16 protein-coding genes are annotated in these 18,202 nt (G+C 71.4%); 11 read left to right on the top strand and 5 right to left on the bottom strand.

What is annotated here, in order from left to right; genetic code table 11:
* Window positions 1-230 precede the first annotated feature (230 nt).
* The 3 genes from AB0M03_RS12465 to AB0M03_RS12455 all read right to left on the bottom strand — a co-directional run bounded on the left by AB0M03_RS12465 (window position 231) and on the right by AB0M03_RS12455 (window position 3,177).
* Window positions 231-1,751 (bottom strand): long-chain fatty acid--CoA ligase, encoded by a 1,521-nt coding sequence (locus AB0M03_RS12465; RefSeq protein ID WP_363491351.1) that lies wholly within the window; start codon window positions 1,749-1,751, stop codon window positions 231-233.
* A gap of 215 nt (window positions 1,752-1,966) precedes the next feature.
* Window positions 1,967-2,305: a SpoIIE family protein phosphatase gene (locus tag AB0M03_RS12460; RefSeq protein ID WP_363491350.1), complete on the bottom strand. Its 339-nt coding sequence runs from the start codon at window positions 2,303-2,305 to the stop codon at window positions 1,967-1,969.
* A 14-nt stretch (window positions 2,306-2,319) separates the two neighbouring features.
* Complete coding sequence (locus AB0M03_RS12455) at window positions 2,320-3,177, bottom strand: hypothetical protein (protein WP_363491349.1); 858 nt, start codon at window positions 3,175-3,177, stop codon at window positions 2,320-2,322.
* Between the two features lie 593 nt (window positions 3,178-3,770).
* Here AB0M03_RS12455 and AB0M03_RS12450 point away from each other — a divergent pair.
* Window positions 3,771-4,460, top strand: a complete 690-nt coding sequence (locus AB0M03_RS12450) for a DUF998 domain-containing protein (RefSeq protein WP_363491348.1) — start codon at window positions 3,771-3,773, stop codon at window positions 4,458-4,460.
* 79 nt (window positions 4,461-4,539) lie between these two features.
* On the opposite strand, the gene AB0M03_RS12445 is transcribed toward AB0M03_RS12450, so the two are convergent.
* Complete coding sequence (locus AB0M03_RS12445; RefSeq protein WP_363491347.1) at window positions 4,540-5,127, bottom strand: GNAT family protein; 588 nt, start codon at window positions 5,125-5,127, stop codon at window positions 4,540-4,542.
* 220 nt (window positions 5,128-5,347) lie between these two features.
* Between AB0M03_RS12445 and AB0M03_RS12440 the strand changes: the two genes are divergently transcribed.
* From AB0M03_RS12440 to AB0M03_RS12400, 9 genes are all read left to right on the top strand, one after another.
* Entirely contained in the window at window positions 5,348-6,379 is a 1,032-nt protein-coding gene (locus AB0M03_RS12440; RefSeq protein WP_363491346.1) for a glycosyltransferase family 2 protein, read from the top strand.
* Window positions 6,380-6,510: 131 nt separating this feature from the next.
* Window positions 6,511-7,314 carry a glycerophosphodiester phosphodiesterase gene (locus AB0M03_RS12435; RefSeq protein ID WP_363491345.1) on the top strand — a complete coding sequence of 268 codons (804 nt, stop codon included), beginning with the start codon at window positions 6,511-6,513 and terminating at the stop codon, window positions 7,312-7,314.
* Entirely contained in the window at window positions 7,311-8,690 is a 1,380-nt protein-coding gene (locus AB0M03_RS12430) for an MFS transporter (protein WP_363491344.1), read from the top strand. The genes AB0M03_RS12435 and AB0M03_RS12430 overlap by 4 nt, the downstream gene beginning before the upstream one ends.
* 259 nt (window positions 8,691-8,949) lie before the next feature.
* On the top strand, window positions 8,950-10,569 hold the full coding sequence (locus tag AB0M03_RS12425; RefSeq protein WP_363491343.1) for a hypothetical protein: 1,620 nt from the start codon (window positions 8,950-8,952) through the stop codon (window positions 10,567-10,569).
* Window positions 10,566-12,026, top strand: coding sequence for an FAD-binding oxidoreductase (locus AB0M03_RS12420; RefSeq protein ID WP_363491342.1), 1,461 nt, complete (start codon window positions 10,566-10,568; stop codon window positions 12,024-12,026). The genes AB0M03_RS12425 and AB0M03_RS12420 overlap by 4 nt, the downstream gene beginning before the upstream one ends.
* A 22-nt stretch (window positions 12,027-12,048) precedes the next feature.
* Window positions 12,049-12,534: a hypothetical protein gene (locus tag AB0M03_RS12415; protein ID WP_363491341.1), complete on the top strand. Its 486-nt coding sequence runs from the start codon at window positions 12,049-12,051 to the stop codon at window positions 12,532-12,534.
* A 14-nt stretch (window positions 12,535-12,548) separates the two neighbouring features.
* On the top strand, window positions 12,549-14,552 hold the full coding sequence (locus AB0M03_RS12410) for a GMC family oxidoreductase (RefSeq protein WP_363491340.1): 2,004 nt from the start codon (window positions 12,549-12,551) through the stop codon (window positions 14,550-14,552).
* Window positions 14,549-15,718 carry a ferritin-like protein gene (locus AB0M03_RS12405; RefSeq protein ID WP_363491339.1) on the top strand — a complete coding sequence of 390 codons (1,170 nt, stop codon included), beginning with the start codon at window positions 14,549-14,551 and terminating at the stop codon, window positions 15,716-15,718. Before AB0M03_RS12410 ends, AB0M03_RS12405 begins: the two co-directional genes overlap by 4 nt.
* Entirely contained in the window at window positions 15,715-16,068 is a 354-nt protein-coding gene (locus AB0M03_RS12400; RefSeq protein WP_363491337.1) for an antibiotic biosynthesis monooxygenase, read from the top strand. Before AB0M03_RS12405 ends, AB0M03_RS12400 begins: the two co-directional genes overlap by 4 nt.
* A gap of 82 nt (window positions 16,069-16,150) precedes the next feature.
* Here the strand turns inward: AB0M03_RS12400 and AB0M03_RS12395 are convergent, their stop codons facing one another.
* Complete coding sequence (locus tag AB0M03_RS12395; protein WP_363491335.1) at window positions 16,151-17,392, bottom strand: right-handed parallel beta-helix repeat-containing protein; 1,242 nt, start codon at window positions 17,390-17,392, stop codon at window positions 16,151-16,153.
* A 167-nt stretch (window positions 17,393-17,559) separates the two neighbouring features.
* Here AB0M03_RS12395 and AB0M03_RS12390 point away from each other — a divergent pair, with 167 nt between their 5' ends.
* On the top strand, window positions 17,560-18,162 hold the full coding sequence (locus AB0M03_RS12390) for a TetR/AcrR family transcriptional regulator (RefSeq protein ID WP_363491333.1): 603 nt from the start codon (window positions 17,560-17,562) through the stop codon (window positions 18,160-18,162).
* Window positions 18,163-18,202: the final 40 nt, after the last annotated feature.

Below are 18,202 nucleotides of genomic sequence, written 5' to 3'. Positions count from 1 at the left end.
TTCCCCTTCGGTACTGACTAAGCGCTTGCTTAGCTGTCAGGCTGCAGCAGTGCGACACGAAGCGTCAACGGGTCCGACCCGGCAGGTCGGTGTGGACCACGTCACATGCCCGCCCGCTCGCCGCGGCAGTGCCGGCCTCCGCCCGGGAAGTGCTCCAACGGCGCGAAGGCATGCGCCGGCACTCCGCCGCGGCACGGATCAACTGCGGCGGAGTGCCGGGTGGTCCACGATCAGGCGCGGAGCGCCTTCTTGAGGATCTTCCCGGTCGGCCCCTTGGGCAGTGCGTCGACGAGGCGTACCTCGCGCGGGTACTTGTAGGCGGCGACCCTGTCCTTGCAGTGGACGGCGATCTCCTCCGGTGTGGCCGATGCGCCGGGCTTGAGCGCGACGTAGGCCAGGACCTCCTCGCCGAGCCTCTCGTCGGGCCTGCCGACGACGGCCGCCTCGGCCACCGCCGGATGCGTGAACAGGACCTCCTCGACCTCGCGCGGGTACACGTTGTAACCGCCGCGGATGATGAGGTCCTTCTTGCGGTCGACGATGAACAGGTATCCGTCGTCGTCGGCGTGGCCGAGATCGCCGGTGTGGAACCATCCGTTCCTGAACGCCTCGGCGGTGGCTTCGGGCCTCTTGTAGTAGCCCTTCATGACGTTGTGGCCGCGGATGACGATCTCGCCGACGTGGTCGGGCCCCGGTGGCAGCGGCTCGTCGTTCTCGTCGACCACGCGCACCTGGACGCCCCAGATGGGTCGGCCTATCGACAGCACCTTCCGGGCCTGGGCGCTGATGTTGAACGTCGCGGTGCTCGCGGTCTCCGACAGCCCGTAGCCCTCCAGGATCACGACGCCCGGGAACTTCTCCTCGAACGCGCGGATCACTTCACCGGGGATCGCGGCTCCGCCGGAAATGCCGACCCGCAGCGAGTCGAGGTTCCGGCCGGAGACGTCGGCCGACAGGAGGGCGAAGTACATGGTGGGAACGCCGGAGAAGATCGTGCATCCGTGCCGCTCGATGGCGTCGAGCACCGAGTCCTGCTCGAACCGGGGCACCAGGACCATCGTGCCGCCGTACCGCACGCAGGCGTTGAGCACGCTCGACAGCCCGAAGACGTGGAACAGCGGCAGCACCGCCACGGCGATGTCGTCGTCGCGGAAGCCGAACAGTTCTCCCGCGACGGTGCAGTTCATGTAGAGCTGGAAGTGGGTGAGTTCGGCACCCTTGGGCTGACCGGTGGTGCCCGAGGTGTACAGCAGCGCGGCGGTGTCGTCCGCATCGGTCGGCTCGATGTCGTCGGTGTCCCGGCCGGAGTGGAGCTCGTCGTAGTGGATCGCGCCCTCCGGCAGCCCGTCGCCGGTCGGCGAGGTGACGACGTACGTGGTCACCCCCTCCACCTGCCGTGCGGCTTCGAGCGCCTCGTCGGCGAACGACTCGAAGGTCACGAGCAGCTTCGCGTCGGAGTCCTCGAGGTGATAGGCGATCTCCGGAGCGCGGAGCAGCGGGTTGAGCGGGACCATCGTCAGCCCCGCCTTGAGGATCCCGAAGTACGTGAACAGGAACTGCGGAACGTTGGGCAGCTGGACGGCGACCTTGTCGCCGCGCTCCAGTCCGAGAGCGCGAAGACCGTTCGCGACGCGGCCGGAGATCTCGTCGACCTGCGCGTAGCTGAAGGACGTGTGCGCGAAGTGGCACATCGGCTTGTCCGGGTGGGCGTGGCGTGACTCCCGCAGCATGGTCGCGAGGTTGAAGCTCATGAGGGAACTCCTGGTGGGATGAGCGCGGTGCGGCTCGGGGGAGGGGAGGTCGAGCCCGGGCCGGGGCTCTGGCATGCGGGCGAGCGGGCGGGGAGGGCGGTGGCCGGGCCGACCGGTGTGTGACGGAGGCTACGACTCCTGCATGGGCTAAGCAAGCGCTTAGTAAGCGTTACTGCGCGGTAATTTCTCGGTGCGTCGGCCTCGTCCCGCGGCCGTCAGCCGGCCTGCGGGGCCCGCCCCGGGTGGTAGCCGGTGAGCAGCAGGGCGATGTCGTCCGAACGGTGCGGGGAGCGCCGGGCCTTCCGCAGGAGTTGATCGGCGAGTTCCTCGAGGCTTCCGGCGCGGGCGTGGGCCGGCGAGGCCCGCAGGCCGTCGATGCCCGGATCGATGTCGCTGCCGCGTTCCTCGACGGGGCCGTCGGTGTAGAGGGCGAGGACCGACCCGCGGGGAAGGTCCGGCCGGGTCTCCGGACAGGTGCCGGTGCGGTCGATGCCGAGGAGCGGACCGCCTGCCGGCTCCAGCACGCCGGTGCTGCCTGCGTACCGGAGGAGCATCCGCGGCTTTGCGGTCAGGGCCGGCGAGCGGCACCGGAGTCTGCGGAGATCTGCAGGCCCGAGACGTCCACCGCCTCGAAGTCGCTGCCCTTGTAGGTGCCGAGTTGCCGGAGTGCGGCGTTGTTCCACCGGTCGTCCTGAGTGCCGCTGACGTACCAGGCGGAGCCGTTGTCGGCGACGACGGCACCGTAGGTCTTCAAGGCCTGTGCGATCGCCTTGGCCTGCGGGGGGAGTCGGGAGATGTCCACGTCGGCCTTGAGCCGCAGCCGCAGGCCCATCGGGGGCAGGTCCTGGTCGGTGGCGCCGGAGGCCTGGTGGCGGGCCGGCCAGAGGTAGGCGTGCCGGCTGCGCGGGACGGTGATGCGCAGTGCGTGGTCGATCGTGCCGGAGGCGGCTTCGTCGTAGCGGGCCAGGCCCGGGAGGATCGGCAGACCTGCGGCGTCGGCGGATGTCAGGCCGGCCGGCCGCAGGGCGTTGGACCGGAGGTCGAACACCGCTCCGGAGCCGGCGTGCCATCCGCCGCCCTGCGGGTGGGCGTCGTAGAGCTCGTACACCTTGCAGGTGGACTTGTCGAGGGCGATCACGTGGCGGTCCCCGCTCGCCTGCGGGCCGCCCTCGATCAGGGCATCGGCCGGGATCGGGTACGGGCCCCTGTCACTGTCTTCCGCGTAGTCGAAGGACACCTTGGCGGCCGGGGTGCCGGCCGGTACCGAGGTGATCGGGATGCCGAACGGCGCGCCCTCCCAGGTGCCGGAGCCGAAGTCCGCCTTCAGCTGCTTGCCCGCGCCTATCGCGGCGACGTAGGCCGCAGAACGCGGCGAAGCGGGCAGCCGGTCGATCCGGGTGCGCCAGATGCTGTCGGCGGGGGCCACCGGACACCCGCCGAGGTCCTCGGCGCCGGCCGCGGCAGGGGGCGGCGTGCTCCCGGTCGTGGACGGCACCGCCGCCGTCGCCGATGCCGGAGCCGGGGAGGGCCCCGTCGGAGTCGGCGACGGGACGGCAGACCGGCTCGTGTCGGCCGCGGCAGCCGGCCCGGCCGCCGAACCCTCCCCGCCGCCGGGCCGGTCCCACACGGCCACCGCGATCCCGCCGGCTGCGACCAGGGCGGTCGCCAGGGCTGCGACGACCGGCCTGCGCAGCACCGGACGCGATCGCCGGCGACGCTCGGCAGGACGAGGCGGGGGAGTGTCGGAACTCGCCATGGGATCTCGCCCTTTCGATCGTGACGCCACATCAGACCTGCGGCCGGCAGGCCGTGTACGCCGAGGAACGGGTACGTCCGGGGGGACAGGGTGGCACAACGCCCACCGGCCGGCAGAAGCAGGGCCGGCAACCCGAGTGGGATGGCCGGGGCGGGGCCGCGTGGATGGCGGGATTTCGATGTGCGTGCGGCTCGGTTTCGAGGTAGGCGGGCGCGGGAAAATCGGGAGGTACTGAGCATTTCGGGTGGCTGAGGGGGCGTCTCATGACCCGCCGTAACTCCGGACTCGAACCGCAGGATCAGGACCCGCAGACCGTGCAGCGCCTTCGCTTCGGCGTCGGCATCATCGGGTTCCTCCTGCCGATCGTCCTCCCGATCGGAAACATCGTCACGTCGGCGCGACTCACGCTGCTCGCCTCCATGAGCGCGTCGTACTACACGCACATGCGCAACGTCTTCGTCGGCAGTCTGTGCGCCATCGGCGTCTTCCTGATCTGCTACCGCCACGACCGACGCGAGGACCGGCTGAGCTCACTGGCCGGGGTGTTCGCGATCCTGGTGGCCCTGTTCCCGACCCTGCCGCCGTCGTCCGTCACACCGCACCCGACCCAGGTGCAGACGACGGTCGGCATCCTCCACCTCTGTTTCGCCGCCGGGCTGTTCGGCGTGCTCGCGTTCTTCTGCCTCCGGCTGTTCGGCAACAGCCGGGGCCAGGCCGGACACCGGTTCCGGAACGGGGTCTACCTGGTGTGCGGGTGGGTCGTCGTCGGCTGCACCGTGATGATCGCCGCAGCCGGTGTGCTGCACTTCGCGTGGGACCTCCCGCTGACCCTGACGTACGTCGGCGAGGCGGTGTCGGTGTTCGCGTTCGGTGTCGCGTGGCTCGTCAAGAGCGCGGCGATCGGCGCGGTCGCATCCACGGCCTCGCCCGAGCCCGGGGCGGCCCCGGCCTGATCCGGACGTCCTCGGGTGCGGACCGCACCTCCCGTCGCCCCGCGTCCCCGGGATCCGTTCCCGGGGACGCGGGGTCGCGTCAGGGGATGCCGGCCCGGAGGCCGTCCCGCCACTCCGTGGCGAGCACGGCGTAGACGAGGGTGTCGCGCCAGGTGCCGTCCGAGCGCCTGGCGTGGCGGCGCAGCGGGCCCTCGCGGACGGCGCCGAGGCCGGACAGCGTGAGCTGCGTGCGGACGTCGAGGTGGTCGACCTGCCACTGGACGCGGCCGAAGCCCAGGTCGTCGAAGGCGTGGCGGAGCAGGAGGAGGTGGGCCTCCGCGGTCAGCGGGGTCTCCCAGGTGTTGCGGGCGGCCCAGTGCCAGCCGATGTCCAGGCGTTCGTCGACGACCGCGATGTCGGTGTACGCGATCCACCCGGCGGCCCGGGTGGTGCCGGCCGGGACGATCGCGAACATCACCGCGTTGCCGGCCGACTGCTGGGCGAGCCGCTGTTCGACCAGCATGTGCATCTCGCCGAGGGTGTAGGGAGTGACCACGGGGAGCCACTGCCACAGGCCGTCGTCGCGGCTGCCCGCGAGGTGCAGGTCGGGTACGTGCGCCGTGGTCAGCGGCTCCAGCCGGACGTACCGGCCGTGCAGGACGACGGGCGCGAGGGGCCGTGGTGCCATGCGGAGCAGGCTAACCCGGCCCGGCGATTCCTGACAGGGGTGTGCCAAAGCCGCCGCACCCAGGGCGCGCCCTGGCCGCAGGTCGGACGCCAACCCCTGTTCATCCGGCCGTCGCGTGCATTCCCTACGCTCGGGCCGCTACCGGTGGCGATCAGTCACTTGCGGTGATCGGTGGTCGGCGCCCGCGCGGCGCGTCCACCCCTGAGTGAAAGGCCGTTGGATGGCCCCGCGACTCTCCGTCGTCGTTCCGATCTACAACGTCGAGCGCTACCTCGAGGAGTGCCTCGACTCGATCGCGGCCCAGACCTTCGAGGACTTCGAATGCGTCATGGTCGACGACGGCTCGACCGACGACGGCCCCGTCATCGCCGAGGCGTACGCCGCCGGGGATCCCCGATTCCGGCTGGTCCGGCAGGAGAACAAGGGCCTCGGCGCCGCCCGCAACACCGGCTGGCGCCACCTAACCCCGGGAACCGAGTACCTGGCCTTCGTCGACAGCGACGACACCCTGCCGCCGCACGCGTACGAGCTGATGATCCGCACGCTGGACGAGACCGGATCCGACTTCGCGGCCGGCAACGCGATGCGCCTGCGGAGCGACGGCCTCACCCCCTCGCACGCCCACCGCCGCCCGTTCCGAGAGACCCGGCTGCGCACCCACGTCAGCGAACTGCCCGCCCTGGTCACCGACCGGACCGCCTGGAACAAGGTCTACCGGCGCTCGTTCTTCGACGTGGCGGGCATCCTCTACCCCGAGGGCATCCTGTACGAGGACGCCCCGGTCAGCGTGCCGCACCACTTCCTCGCCGAGCGGGTCGACGTGCTCGCCGACCCGGTCTACCACTGGCGGGTCCGCGAGGACGGCGACCCGTCCATCACCCAGAAGAAGACCGACCCGCGCGGCCTGGTCGACCGGGTCCGCTCGATGGAACTCGTCCGGGAGTGGCTGCTCGGCCGCCCCGAGCCCGTGTTCGCCGAGCACCTGCGCGCCTACGACCGGAACTGCCTGGTCGAGGAGATCCCGATGTTCTTCTGGTCCGTTCCGGACGGCGACCGCGCCTACCGCGAGGCCTACCAGCGGCACGTCAGCCGGCTGGTCCGGGCGATCGGCCCCGAGCGGCCGGCCGGGCTGAGCACCCAGCTGTGGCTCAAGTACCGCCTGACGCTGGCCGACCGGATGCACCGCTTCGTGGCCGTCCAGCGTCTGCACCGCCTGGCCCGGCGCACCCGCCAGGCGGTCGCCCGGGGCTGAGTCCGCGCACCGCGCGCGTTACTGCTTGACAGGTTGCGTCATACTGTAACGCGCGCGATCCGAGATGCCGTCGGAGCGGGCAGCACCGCCCGGCCCCGCACGGGCCCTCCACCCGCACCTCGGAGCACGACATGCACCCCTTCCTCGACCAGCCGGGGCCGCTCGCCTTCGCGCACCGCGGCGGCGACCTCGGGCACCCGGAGAACTCGTTCGCCGCCTTCGAGGCCGCCGTCGCCCTCGGGTACCGCTACCTCGAGACGGACGTGCACGCCACCCGCGACGGTGTGCTGGTGGCCTTCCACGACTCCCGCCTCGACCGGGTCACCGACTGCACCGGGGCGGTGGCCGGACTGCCCTGGGACACCGTCGGGCGGGCCCGCATCGGTGGCACCGAGCCCGTGCCGCTGCTGGAGGACCTGCTCGACGCCTTCCCCGACGCCCGCTTCAACGTCGACGTCAAGGCGCCGCAGGCCGTCGGGCCGCTGGTCGAGGCGATCCGCCGGACCGACGCCTGGGACCGGGTCTGCGTCGGCGGCTTCTCCGACCGCCGCCTCGCCGCCGTCCGCGCCGCCGCCGGCCCCCGACTGGCCACCTCGCTCGGCCCGCGCGAGGTGGCCCGGCTGCGGCTGCTCTCGCTGGCCGGGCCGCTGCTGCGGGGGAGCGGGGCGCCGTTCGCCGGGGTGTGCGCGCAGGTGCCGGAGCGGCACCTGGGCGTGCCGGTCGTCGACCGGGCCTTCGTCCGCGCCGCCCACCGCCTCGGCCTGCAGGTGCACGTCTGGACGGTGGACGATCCCGTGCGGATCGGGGCCCTCCTCGACCTGGGTGTGGATGGCATCATGGCCGATCGCATCGACGTCCTGCGGGACGTCCTCGGTGAGCGCGGCTGCTGGTTCGACAGCAGCACCGGCTCCAGCACGGAGACAGGAGCCCCATGAGCACAGCGGCCCAACTGCCCGACCACCTCGAGACTTCCACCGACAGCCGCACCCTGCGCCGGATGCAGTTCGGCTGGTACATCAACGACTGGGCCAACGCCGCGTTCTCGGCCACCGTCCTGACGGTGTTCCTCGGGCCGTACCTGACCTCCGTCGCCAGGAACGCCGCCGACGCCGCCGGCGACGTGCACCCGCTCGGCCTCTCGATCCGCGCGGGGTCGTTCTTCCCGTACACGGTCTCCTTCTCCGTGCTGCTGTCGGTCGCGGTGATGCTGCTGACCGGCACGGTCGCGGACCGCACCGGGCGGCACAAGGAGCTGATGTGCGGCTTCGCCTACGTCGGCGCGATCGCCACCACGGGCATGTTCTTCCTCGGCGGCGACCGCTACCTGCTCGGCGGCGCGCTGCTGGTGGTCGCCAACATCGCGTACGCGGTGTCGGTCGCGCTCTCCTACGCCTACCTCCCCGGCCTGGCCTCCCCCGACGAGCGCGACGCGGTCTCCTCCAAGGGCTGGGCCTACGGCTACGCGGGCGGCGGACTGCTGCTGATCGCCAACCTGGCGCTGTTCGAGGGGCACGACGTGCTCGGCCTGTCGTCCGGCACCGCCGTGCGGATCTGCCTGGCCTCGGCCGGCCTGTGGTGGGCACTGTTCACGATCGTCCCGATGCTGCGGCTGCCCTCCCGGGCCGGTGCGGCCCCGGGCCGTGCCGCGGCCGTGCCCGACCGGCCCGCCGCCGGCAGCCTGCGCGAACTCGCCCGCACCCTGCGCGGCATGCGCAAGTACCCGCTCACGCTGCTCTACCTGGCCGCCTTCCTCTGCTACAACGACGGCATCCAGACCGTCGTCTCCCAGGCCTCGCTCTACGGCAGCGAGGAACTCGGCATGGACCAGACCTCGCTGGTCGCCGCCGTGCTGCTGGTCCAGATCGTGGCGATCGGCGGCGCACTGCTGCTCGGCCGGATCGCGGGCCGGTACGGCGCCAAGCGGACCATCCTCGGCTCGCTGGTCGCCTGGGTGCTCACCCTCGCCCTCGGGTACTTCATGCCCGCCCACCGGCCGATCTGGTTCTTCGCCCTGGCCTGCATGATCGGCCTGGTGCTGGGCGGCAGCCAGGCGCTCTCCCGCTCGCTGTTCTCCCACCTCGTCCCGGCCGGCAAGGAGGCCGAGTACTTCAGCTTCTACAAGGTCAGCGACCGCGGCACCAGTTGGATGGGCCCGCTGGTCTTCGGCCTCGCGTACCAGATCACCGGCAGCTACCGCTCGGCGATCATCTCCCTGCTGGTGTTCTTCGTGATCGGCTTCGCCGTGCTGCTGAAGGTCCCCCTCCGCCGGGCCGTCGAGGCGGTCGGCAACCCCGTCCCCGAGAGGCTGTGACGACCCGGCCCGGCTCACCGGCGAGGCGCTTTTTGGACGGGGGCGCACCGACTCACCGGTGGGGCGGGCCGTGGCGCGGCAGGTCGCGGGCCGTGGGCCCCGCGCGCTGCTCCGCGCGAGTGATGTTGCGTCAGATCTTCAGCAAGTCCGTATTCAAACAAAGCTGCACGTCGAAACCATTCTGCTGCCGCTTCCCCGCGCGGCCGGGAGGCGTGTCGCCGTGCTCCGGTCGGCCGCGGTCCACCCCATGGTGGACCGCATGGCTATCGACCTGAAGCAGACCGCGATCGATCCGGACCTGCCGACCGTCCCTCCGACCCGCAACACCCAGGAGGCCGTCCGGGCCGCCCTGGGCGACATGCAGGGCAACATCCTCCGGAGCCACGGCCGCGACCACAGCCGCCACCTGTTCATCACCTTCGCCACCGGCAGCGCCGACGACCGGCAGAAGGCGCGGCAGTGGCTGGCCTCGCTGGCCCGGCCCCAGTACATCACCTCGGCCCTGACGCAGTACGAGGAGGCGAGCAGCTACCGGGACACGCTGCGGACGATCGCCGGGAACGGCGCGATCACCCCCGCCGACCGGACGGCGATGATCCTCTCCGCCAGCTCCGTCTTCGTCGGCGCGATGGTCTCGGCCGCCGGGTACCGGGACCTCCGGCTCGGCGCGGACATCACGCCGGACGACCCGTCCTTCGCCGCCGGCGCCAAGAGCCGGGTGACGGTCCTCAACGACCCGCCGGTGACCGCGTGGGAGCCCACCTTCCAGGCCACCCTGCACGCCCTCGTCATCGTCGCCGACGACGACCCGGTGAAGCGCATCGACCCGCTGGTGGCGGAGCTGAAGCAGCAGCTCGCGGCCATCGGCGCCATGGTCGCCGAGGAGACCGGCACCGCCATGCGCTTCGACGACCGGGGCGACCCGAGCCCCACCGGGACGGTCCGCGAGCACTTCGGCTTCGCGGACGGGGTGAGCCAGCCGCTCTTCTTCGCCCGGGACATCGAGCGGGCCAGGACGGGCAACGGCGGGATCGACAGGTACGACCCGAGCGCGCCGCTGGACCAGGTGCTGGTCAAGGACCCGGCGGGCGGGAGCGACGGCTACGGCTCCTACTTCGTGTACCGCAAGCTGGAGCAGGACGTGCCCGGCTTCCGCGGCGACGAGAAGGCCCTGGGGCTGGAGATCGCGAAGCAGGCCGACCCCAAGGCGCAGGACCCCACGGACGCGGACATCGCCCTGGCCGGCGCCTACATGGTCGGCCGGTTCAAGGACGGCACCCCGGTGGTGGAGCAGCAGGTGCCGGGGCTGGCCTCGCTGCCGAACAACTTCACCTACGACGGCGACGTCGACGGGGTGCGCTGTCCCCTCGCGGCCCACGTCCGCAAGGCCAACCCGCGCGGCGACAAGCAGCGCCAGTTCGGGGTGCCGCTCACCCAGGAGCGGGCCCAGCGCATCGCCAGGCGGGGCATCAGCTTCGGCCCCGCGACGCTGGACCCGGCGCCCACCGACACCGTCGGGCTGCTGTTCCTGTGCGCGCAGAGCAGCATCCCGGACCAGTTCGAGTTCATCCAGGCGCTCTGGGCGAACTACGAGGACTTCCTGCGCCCCGCCACCGGCCTGGACGCGGTGATCGGCCGGCTGCCCTCCGCGGACTCCCGCGACCGGGCGGTCGAGCAGCCCTGGCCCAAGGCGTACGGCTCGCACAACCAACTGGACTTCTCCAAGGTGCCGCCGGCGCCCACGGACTGCTTCTTCCCGAAGCGGGTCGGCCAGTGGGTGACCATGCGCGGCGGCGAGTACTTCTTCGTGCCGAGCCTGAGCGCCCTGACGAGGTTCGGCACGGTGGTGGAGCCGGCCGGGAACGAGGCCCGGTCGTGAGCCGCGACCAGCGGGCCGTCGACGAGCTCGCCCGGCACCTCAGCGGGTACGTCTGCGAGCCGGGCAGCCCCGACTACGCCAGGGCGATGGAGATCGACAACGGCCGCACCCGGACGCCCCCGGCCTACGTGGTGCGCGCCAACTCGGTCGCCGACGTCACCCGGGCCATCGCGTTCGCCCGGGAGCTCGAGCTGCCGATGACCGTACGCGGCGGCGGGCACAGCGCCGCCGGGTACTGCCTCAACCGGGGCGGCGTCGTGCTGGACCTCGGGCTGATGAAGGGCATCGCGCTGGACCGGGACAGCAAGCGGCTGCGGGTCCAGATGGGCGCCATCTGGAGCGACGTGTACGGGTACGTCGCCCGCAACGCCACCCCGCTGATCCCGATCGGCGGCGGCTGCCTGACCGTCGGCCTGCCCGGCTTCCTGCAGGGCGGCGGCTACAGCTTCGTGTCCCGCTCCTACGGACTGGGCAGCGACAACGTCACCGAGATCAAGCTGGTCGACGCCGAGGGCCGGCTGCGCACCCTGACCGCGGACGCCCCCGACGAGGCCGACCGGGACCTGTTCTGGGCCTGCCGCGGAGGAGGCGGCGGCAACTTCGGCGTCGCCGTCGAGATGACCCTCCAGCTGCACACGCCCGCGGCCGCGACCGTGATGGGCGGCGAGCTGTCCTACCCGCTGGAGCGCGCCCAGGAGGTGATCGCCGCCTACGACGCGTGGGCGAAGGACGTCCCGCAGGCGATGGCCGCGTACGGCTACGTCGGCCGCGACCCCGACCCGGCCGAGCCGACCCGGAGGATCCCCACCTTCCGGATCACCCCGGTCTTCAACGGGGAGTACGCCGACGGCGTCGACCTGCTGCAGCCGATGCTGCGGCTGGAGCCCTTCAACGCGAGCATCTACTCGATGCCGCTGCCCACCTGGGAGGCCACCATCGGCCGCTCCACCCTGGTCGGCGACCGCCAGGCCTACATCCGCTCCGGGGTGATCGGCGAGGACGGCTGGCGCAGCGACATGATCGAGGCCGCCAAGGACGCGATGGAGAACGCCCCCTCGCCGGACAGCTTCGTGGTGTGGACGCACGGCCGGGGCAAGGTCCTCCACCCGGACGGCGACAACCACGGGCCCTACCCGCACCGCGACAAGCGCTACGTCTTCGAACTCAAGGCGATCTGGAACGACCCGGCCGACACCCGCACCAACGTGGAGTGGGCCTTCGACTTCGGCGAGGCGCTCAGCGCCGACTTCCACGGCGCCTACGTCAACTACATCGACCCGCTGCAGAAGGACTGGGCCCGGGCCTACTACGGCGACAACCTGGCCCGGCTGAGGGCCATCAAGGCGGCCGCCGACCCCACCGGCTTCTTCCGCTTCCAGCAGTCGGTCGACTCGACCTTCGAGCCGGACCTCAGCCGCCCGCTCGACCTGAGCCCGATCAACCGCACCATCTGCTGACTCGCAGCCCCGGGAGCAATCCATGGCCGACAACGGCACACCGACCCCCAGTCCTCAACAGATCTTCACCGAGCTCTCCGTCGCCCTGACCGGCTTCAACAGGGCGGAGCTGGCCGGCACCGGCCTGATCGAGACCTACTACACCACCCTGCTGCGGATCATCGGCGAACGCGAGGCCGGGCACCTGTTCGCCGCTGTCGCCGAGGCCCTCGCCGCCGACCGGAAGAACCACGACGGCGAGGCCCTGCGCAGGCAGGTCGTCGAGAACCCGCGCTACTCGCCGGTCGTCGTCAGCCTGATCAAGCTCTGGTACCTCGGCAGCTGGTACCCGCTCTCCGGCGGCTACCGCGACATCCACGGCTCGACCGCCGAGGACGTCGAGCACGTCGTCTCCCCGCAGGCCTACCGCGAGGGCCTGGTCTGGATCGCCGCCGGAGCCCACCCCATGGGTGCCAAGCCGCCCGGCTTCGGCTCCTGGGCGGAACCGCCGTCCCTGCCCGTCTTCTGAGCCGAGGAAGCGCCATGAGTACCAACGACCACGACCACGACTACGACATCGTCATCGTCGGCGGCGGCATCTCCGCGGCGACGATCGCCAAGACGGTCATCGAGAAGGCCGCCGCCCAGACCCCGCCCCGGCACCCCCGCATCCTCGTCCTGGAGGCCGGCCGGGCCACGGCGATGAGCGCCGACAAGTACGACACCTATGTGGACGCGTACCAGGAGGCGCTCGCCAAGGTCCCGAACTCGCCCTACCCCGCGAGCAGTTCCGCACCGCAGCCGAACGTCCTCGACATCGGCCGGCCGATCATGGGCCCGGACGGCACGACCAGGGTGCCCAGCGACAACGGGTACTTCGTCCAGATGGGCCCGCTGCCCTTCGGCAGCGACTACGCCCGCTCCCTCGGCGGCACCACGCTGCACTGGCTCGGCACCTGCCTGCGGATGCTTCCCAACGACTTCAGGATGCAGGACGCGTACGGGCACAGCGTCAACTGGCCGCTGCGCTACGAGGATCTGAAGCCCTACTACGAGCGGGCCGAGTGGGACATCATCGGCGTCTCGGCCGATGTCGAGGACCAGGTCTACCCCGGCATCGGCGGCGACCCGGCGAAGTACTTCGAGAGCGCCGACACCGGGAAGTTCCCCGGCGGGGTCTACCACTTCCCGATGGAGCGGATCCCCAGCAGCTACCTCGACCAGTACCTGGCCAAGAAGTCCGCCGGCCTGGTGGTCGAGCTGACCGACGACCACGGCAGGCCGCACACGTTCCCCGTCGAGGTCAGCAACACCCCGGTCGGCCGCAACTCCCGGCCCGCCGAGGGCTACCAGCCGATCGGTGCGGTCGGGAACTTCGACCAGGGCCAGCGCTGCGAGGGCAACTCCAGCTGCATCCCGATCTGCCCCGCGCAGGCCAAGTACAACGCCCTCAAGACGCTCTACGAACTGATCGTCAAGTACCCGGACCGGGAGCCTGCGGACGGCGGCGCCCGCAAGGCCAGGGTGGCGATCCGCAGCCAGTGCGTGGTCTCCCGCGTCCTTCACACCCAGCGGACGGGCGGGACCGGGACGGTCACCGGGCTCACGTACCGGACGTACTTCGACGACGGCAGCGCGCCGGTGGAGCACACCGTCACCGCCGACACCTACGTGCTGGCCGCCAACGCCGTCGAGAACGCCACCCTGCTGCTCGCCTCCGGCGCCGCCAACAACAGCGACCAGGTCGGCCGCAACCTGATGGACCATCCGCTGCTGATCACCTGGGGCCTGCTGGAGGACGGCGTCGGTGCCTTCCGCGGCCCCGGCTCGACCTCCGGCATCCCCGCCTTCCGGGACGGCACCTTCCGCTCGGAGCGCACCGCCTTCCGGGTCGAGATCGGCAACTGGGGCTGGAACTTCCCGGAGAACGCCCCCTACGACACCGTCCACGATCTGGTCGGCGGCGGCGAGAGCGGGCAGGTGGGGCTCTACGGCAAGGAACTGCGCGCGCGGCTCGGGGAGATCCTGCCGCGCCAGTTCCGGATCGCCTGGGAGCTGGAGCAGGACCCGGAACCCACCAACCGGGTCACCATCGACGACCGTTACAAGGACGCGCTCGGCAACCACCGGCCCGTCATCCACTACGACCTCTCGCCGTACGTGCGGGCCTCGCTGCCCTGGGCCTCGGAGGCGAGCCGGCAGCTGTTCACCCAGCTCGGCATCGGCGACGAGGTCCGGCGCCCCGAGTACCGGCCCGGCGACTACACCCACTACGACCCGGACGACCCGTCGGCCGTCACCCACGACGGCGTGACCTACTGGGTGCGCGGTGCGGGACACGTCGTCGGCACCCACCGGATGGGCACCGACCCGGCCACCTCCGTGGTCGACAGCCACCAGCGCAGCCACGACCTGCCCAACCTCTACATCGTCGGCTGCGGCAGCATGCCGACCCTGGGCACCTCCAACCCCACGCTCACCATGACCGCGCTGGCCCTCCGAACCGGCGACCGGATCGCCGAGCAGCTGAAGGGGAAGGACGCATGACCGAGTCCACCAGGATCACCAGCCTCAAGGACCTCAAGGCCGCTCTGCAGCTGGCCGTCGGCCTGGAGCTCAGCACCATCCCGGTCTACCTCACCGCGCTGTACTCCATCGAGGCGGGCCGCAACACCGACGCGGCGCAGACGATCCGCAGCGTGGTCATGGAGGAGATGCTCCACATGACGCTCGCCGCCAACGTCCTCAACGCCCTCGGGGAGGTCCCCAGCACCCGACCGGTCGACTTCCAGGACCGCAGGAACCTCAGCCCGATCCCCGCCTACCCGCTGGACAGTCCGCTGGTATCCGGCATCGGCACGCTCGAGCTGCTCCCGCTCACGCCCCGTGCCGTGGACGGCTTCGTCCGGATCGAGCACCCCCTGCACGGCGCCGCCACCCTCGACGCCATTCCCGTGCAGTCGGGCGGCTTCCGCACCATCGGCGAGTTCTACGACGCGGTCGACGCGGCCCTGAACGACCCGGCGATCTGCCCGGACGACGTCTTCCGGCCCGTCCGCCAGATCCCGGACAGCGACTACTACGGCGGCGCCGGCCACGTCATCGAGGTGAAGGACCGCGCCACCGCGCGCGAGGCCGTCCTGAAGATCGTCGACCAGGGCGAGGGCCTGCCCGAGGAGTACCTGCACCGGCCCGCGAAGACGGTCACCGACGCGGACCGGCTCGGCTCCGGCTGGCAGATGTACTCCCACTACGCCCGCTTCCGCGAGCTCCAGTGCGGCCGCCGGTTCCGCCCCGACCAGCGGGCCGACCAGAACCCCGAGGGGGCCATGCTGCTGGTCGACCACACCGCCGTCCAGCCGGCGCTGTACACCCCGCACAACGGCGGCTCCGACAGTCCCGAAGGCGCCGCCCTGGACGCCTTCGACCTGGCGTACTCGCATCTGGTCGACGACATCTACCGCGCGTTCGCGGGTGAGCCGAAGGAGGTCGTCGACCCGCTCGACCGGCACGCCGACCGGGAACGGCCGGCGCTGCGGTCGGCCGTCCACATCATGTACGCGCTGAAGAACATGGCCGTCGCCCTGATGCGCACCCCGAACCCGGCCAAGCCCGGGCACACGCTCTGCCCCCGCTTCTCCTACGTACCGCCGGGCGGAGACCGGGACAAGCTCGTCCAGCGGCTCGAGAACCGAGGAGGACAGGACCGGTGATCTCCATCGTCACGAAGTGGTGGTGCCTGCCCGGCCGTGAGCAGGAGGCGGTGGCCGCCCTGAAGGACCTGGTGCAGCAGGTGAAGGACGGCGAGCCCGACACCCTCATGTACTGCCTGCACACCGCCGACGTGGCGGGCTCTCTGCCGCCGCCCACCCCGAACGAGGTGATCTTCATGGGCGCGTGGACGAGTCGTCAGGCCTTCGACGACCACCGGAAGGGCAAGATCTTCACCGACTGGCTGGAGAAGCACCTCGACCTGTTCGTCCAGAACGACGACAGGCTCTACGTCAGTGCCGAGTTCGCCGATCGCTTCGCCGGCTTCGTGCGGGGAGCCGCCATCGGCTGACCGCCACCGCCCGGACCCCGCGGGCGAGCCTCAAGGACCCTGCGTGTTCGCGGGGTCCTTGAGGCCGTGTGGGGGAGGGAGGTCACTGCCGGTGTTCGTAGGCTCCGATGTCGCAGGCCGGGCCCTGGGGGCGGGGGACACCGCGCTGGTCGGTGGCGGGGCAGCCGGCGGCGGCGTCGGCGGCGGGGCTGCCGGGCAGCAGTGCCACGGTGTCGGTGGGCCCGCCGTTGTCGCCGAGGGGCGCGAGGAGGGGATCACGGCCGGGCAGGTCGCCCGGGGCCGTCAGGCGGCAGCTGTTGGAGCTGTCGAGGTTGTTGCCCCGTGACTCCACGGTGGCGAAGACGCTCTTGCAGTCGGCGGGCGCCTGACCGACGGTGTTCCGGGCGACGACGGTGTTGTGCAGGGCGAGGTGGCCCAGCGGCAGGTGGACGACGTCGGTGATCGGCGAGGGCAGGCTGTCGAGGTAGGCGGGGGCGATGTTGATCCCGCCTCCGCCGTCGGTGGCGCTGTTGCCGGTGATGGTGGAGTTGCGGATCTCCACCAGGCCGCGGCCGCGGATGTCGATGCCGCCGCCGTATCCGGACAGGCTGCCCGGTCGGTTCCAGTCGTCGGTGACGCGGTTGTCCGCGATCGTCGAGTTGACCACGGTGCCGGTGTCGTCGAAGCGGATTCCTCCCGCTTCGCCGGCCGTGTTGCGGCTGACGGTGCTGTCGATCAGCGTCAGGTGGGAGCCGGGGATGTTGAAGATGCCTCCGCCGTAGCCGGCCGAGTTGCCCGTGACCGTCACGCGGTTCAGCGTCATGTGCCCGCCGTTGGCGATGCCGCCTCCGCCGGGGTCGGTGACGGGTACCTCCCGCTGCTTGGCGACTCCTCCGGTGACGGTGAGGTCGGACAGCCGGGTGTCGGCCCCCATGCGGAAGACCCGGTCGACGCGGTCGGCGTCGACGACGGTCAGGCGCGCTCCGGCTCCGCGGACGGTGGTCGGCGCGGTGAGGTTCAGATCGCCCGTGGTCGGGTCGGCGGTGCGTCCGTTGAGCAGGTCGGGGTTGGGAGGGATGGTGAGCCGGTAGTGGCCGGCCGGCAGCTCGATGGTGCTGCCGGGCCGGGCGTTCGCGGCCATGACCGCTGCTCGCAGCGTGCAGGTGCCGGTGGCGGTGCGGCAGGCGCCGTCGGAGGCGTCCGCGTCCACGGCGTCCTGGGTGGAGTCGACCCGGAAGGTGACGGGTTCGGCGGCGGCCCGGGCGGGGGCCGGGGCGGCGGCCACGGTCCCCGAGAGGGCCGCCAGTAAAGCGACCAGGGCCGGAAGGGCAGTCGTCCTTGTCATGGCATTTACGCTCCTTACTGACTCGTAACTTGACGGGAAGTCAGAAACGCTTGCGTCTACAACATGTATCAGACTGGTAGTCACTTATGAAGGACTCAATCCGGCCGCTGATGCGGCCCAGCCTGAGCGGGCTTCCTCGCGGGCCGCACGGGCTCGCGCGGGAGCTCGTGACGGGGTCGCAGCGTCAGCGCCTGCTCTACGCGATGACGGTCGTGGTGGCCGAAAAGGGCTACATCGCCACGACCGTGGCCCACGTCACAGCCCGGGCAGGCGTCTCCCGCAAGACGTTCTACGAGATGTTCGCCGACAAGGAGGAGTGCTTCATCGCCGCCGCGGACACCGGCCGTGAGCTGATGGTCAAGCGGCTCGAGGCGTCCTTCGTGCGTTCGTCGGCCCGATCGCTGTCCCGGGTGGAGACCCTGCGCGCCTCGATCCGCGCCTACCTCGGGTTCATCGCCGAGGAGCCCGAATTCGCCACGGCGTTCTTCCTGGAGACCACCGCGGCCGGCGGCCGGGCCCGCGAGCACCAGGAGGCCTGCCGCTCCTGGTTCGCCCAGTCCATGCGCGCCTGGCGCGCCAGGATCCCCGGCCACGACAGCGTCCCCGAGGAGGCCTACATGGCCGCGGCGGACGCCACCCACGAAGCCGTCTGCCGCCGCCTGCGCCAGGGACGCATCGGCGAAGTCCCCGCCCTGGAGGACGCGGTGCTCCACATCTGCCTCGCCCTGCTCGGCGTGGCCCTGCCCGACCCCTCGGCGCCGGCGGGCTGATCCCCGCTACGCTCCGGCTGCACCGCTCCCGGCCCTGGAT

It is taken from the genome of Kitasatospora sp. NPDC051914, assembly GCF_040680995.1.
Lineage (GTDB): Bacteria > Actinomycetota > Actinomycetes > Streptomycetales > Streptomycetaceae > Kitasatospora.
The sequence above is the reverse complement of the archived record's forward strand: the minus strand, read 5'-3'. Positions and strand labels throughout refer to the sequence as shown.

What these genes read in the sequence shown, in the direction of transcription:
- AB0M03_RS12465 (WP_363491351.1), bottom strand. Translation starts at nt 1,751, where the DNA reads ATGAGCTTCAACCTCGCGACCATGCTGCGGGAGTCACGCCACGCCCAC.
- AB0M03_RS12460 (WP_363491350.1), bottom strand. Translation starts at nt 2,305, where the DNA reads ATGCTCCTCCGGTACGCAGGCAGCACCGGCGTGCTGGAGCCGGCAGGC.
- AB0M03_RS12450 (WP_363491348.1), top strand. Translation starts at nt 3,771, where the DNA reads ATGACCCGCCGTAACTCCGGACTCGAACCGCAGGATCAGGACCCGCAG.
- AB0M03_RS12445 (WP_363491347.1), bottom strand. Translation starts at nt 5,127, where the DNA reads ATGGCACCACGGCCCCTCGCGCCCGTCGTCCTGCACGGCCGGTACGTC.
- AB0M03_RS12440 (WP_363491346.1), top strand. Translation starts at nt 5,348, where the DNA reads ATGGCCCCGCGACTCTCCGTCGTCGTTCCGATCTACAACGTCGAGCGC.
- AB0M03_RS12435 (WP_363491345.1), top strand. Translation starts at nt 6,511, where the DNA reads ATGCACCCCTTCCTCGACCAGCCGGGGCCGCTCGCCTTCGCGCACCGC.
- AB0M03_RS12430 (WP_363491344.1), top strand. Translation starts at nt 7,311, where the DNA reads ATGAGCACAGCGGCCCAACTGCCCGACCACCTCGAGACTTCCACCGAC.
- AB0M03_RS12425 (WP_363491343.1), top strand. Translation starts at nt 8,950, where the DNA reads ATGGCTATCGACCTGAAGCAGACCGCGATCGATCCGGACCTGCCGACC.
- AB0M03_RS12415 (WP_363491341.1), top strand. Translation starts at nt 12,049, where the DNA reads ATGGCCGACAACGGCACACCGACCCCCAGTCCTCAACAGATCTTCACC.
- AB0M03_RS12410 (WP_363491340.1), top strand. Translation starts at nt 12,549, where the DNA reads ATGAGTACCAACGACCACGACCACGACTACGACATCGTCATCGTCGGC.
- AB0M03_RS12405 (WP_363491339.1), top strand. Translation starts at nt 14,549, where the DNA reads ATGACCGAGTCCACCAGGATCACCAGCCTCAAGGACCTCAAGGCCGCT.
- AB0M03_RS12395 (WP_363491335.1), bottom strand. Translation starts at nt 17,392, where the DNA reads ATGACAAGGACGACTGCCCTTCCGGCCCTGGTCGCTTTACTGGCGGCC.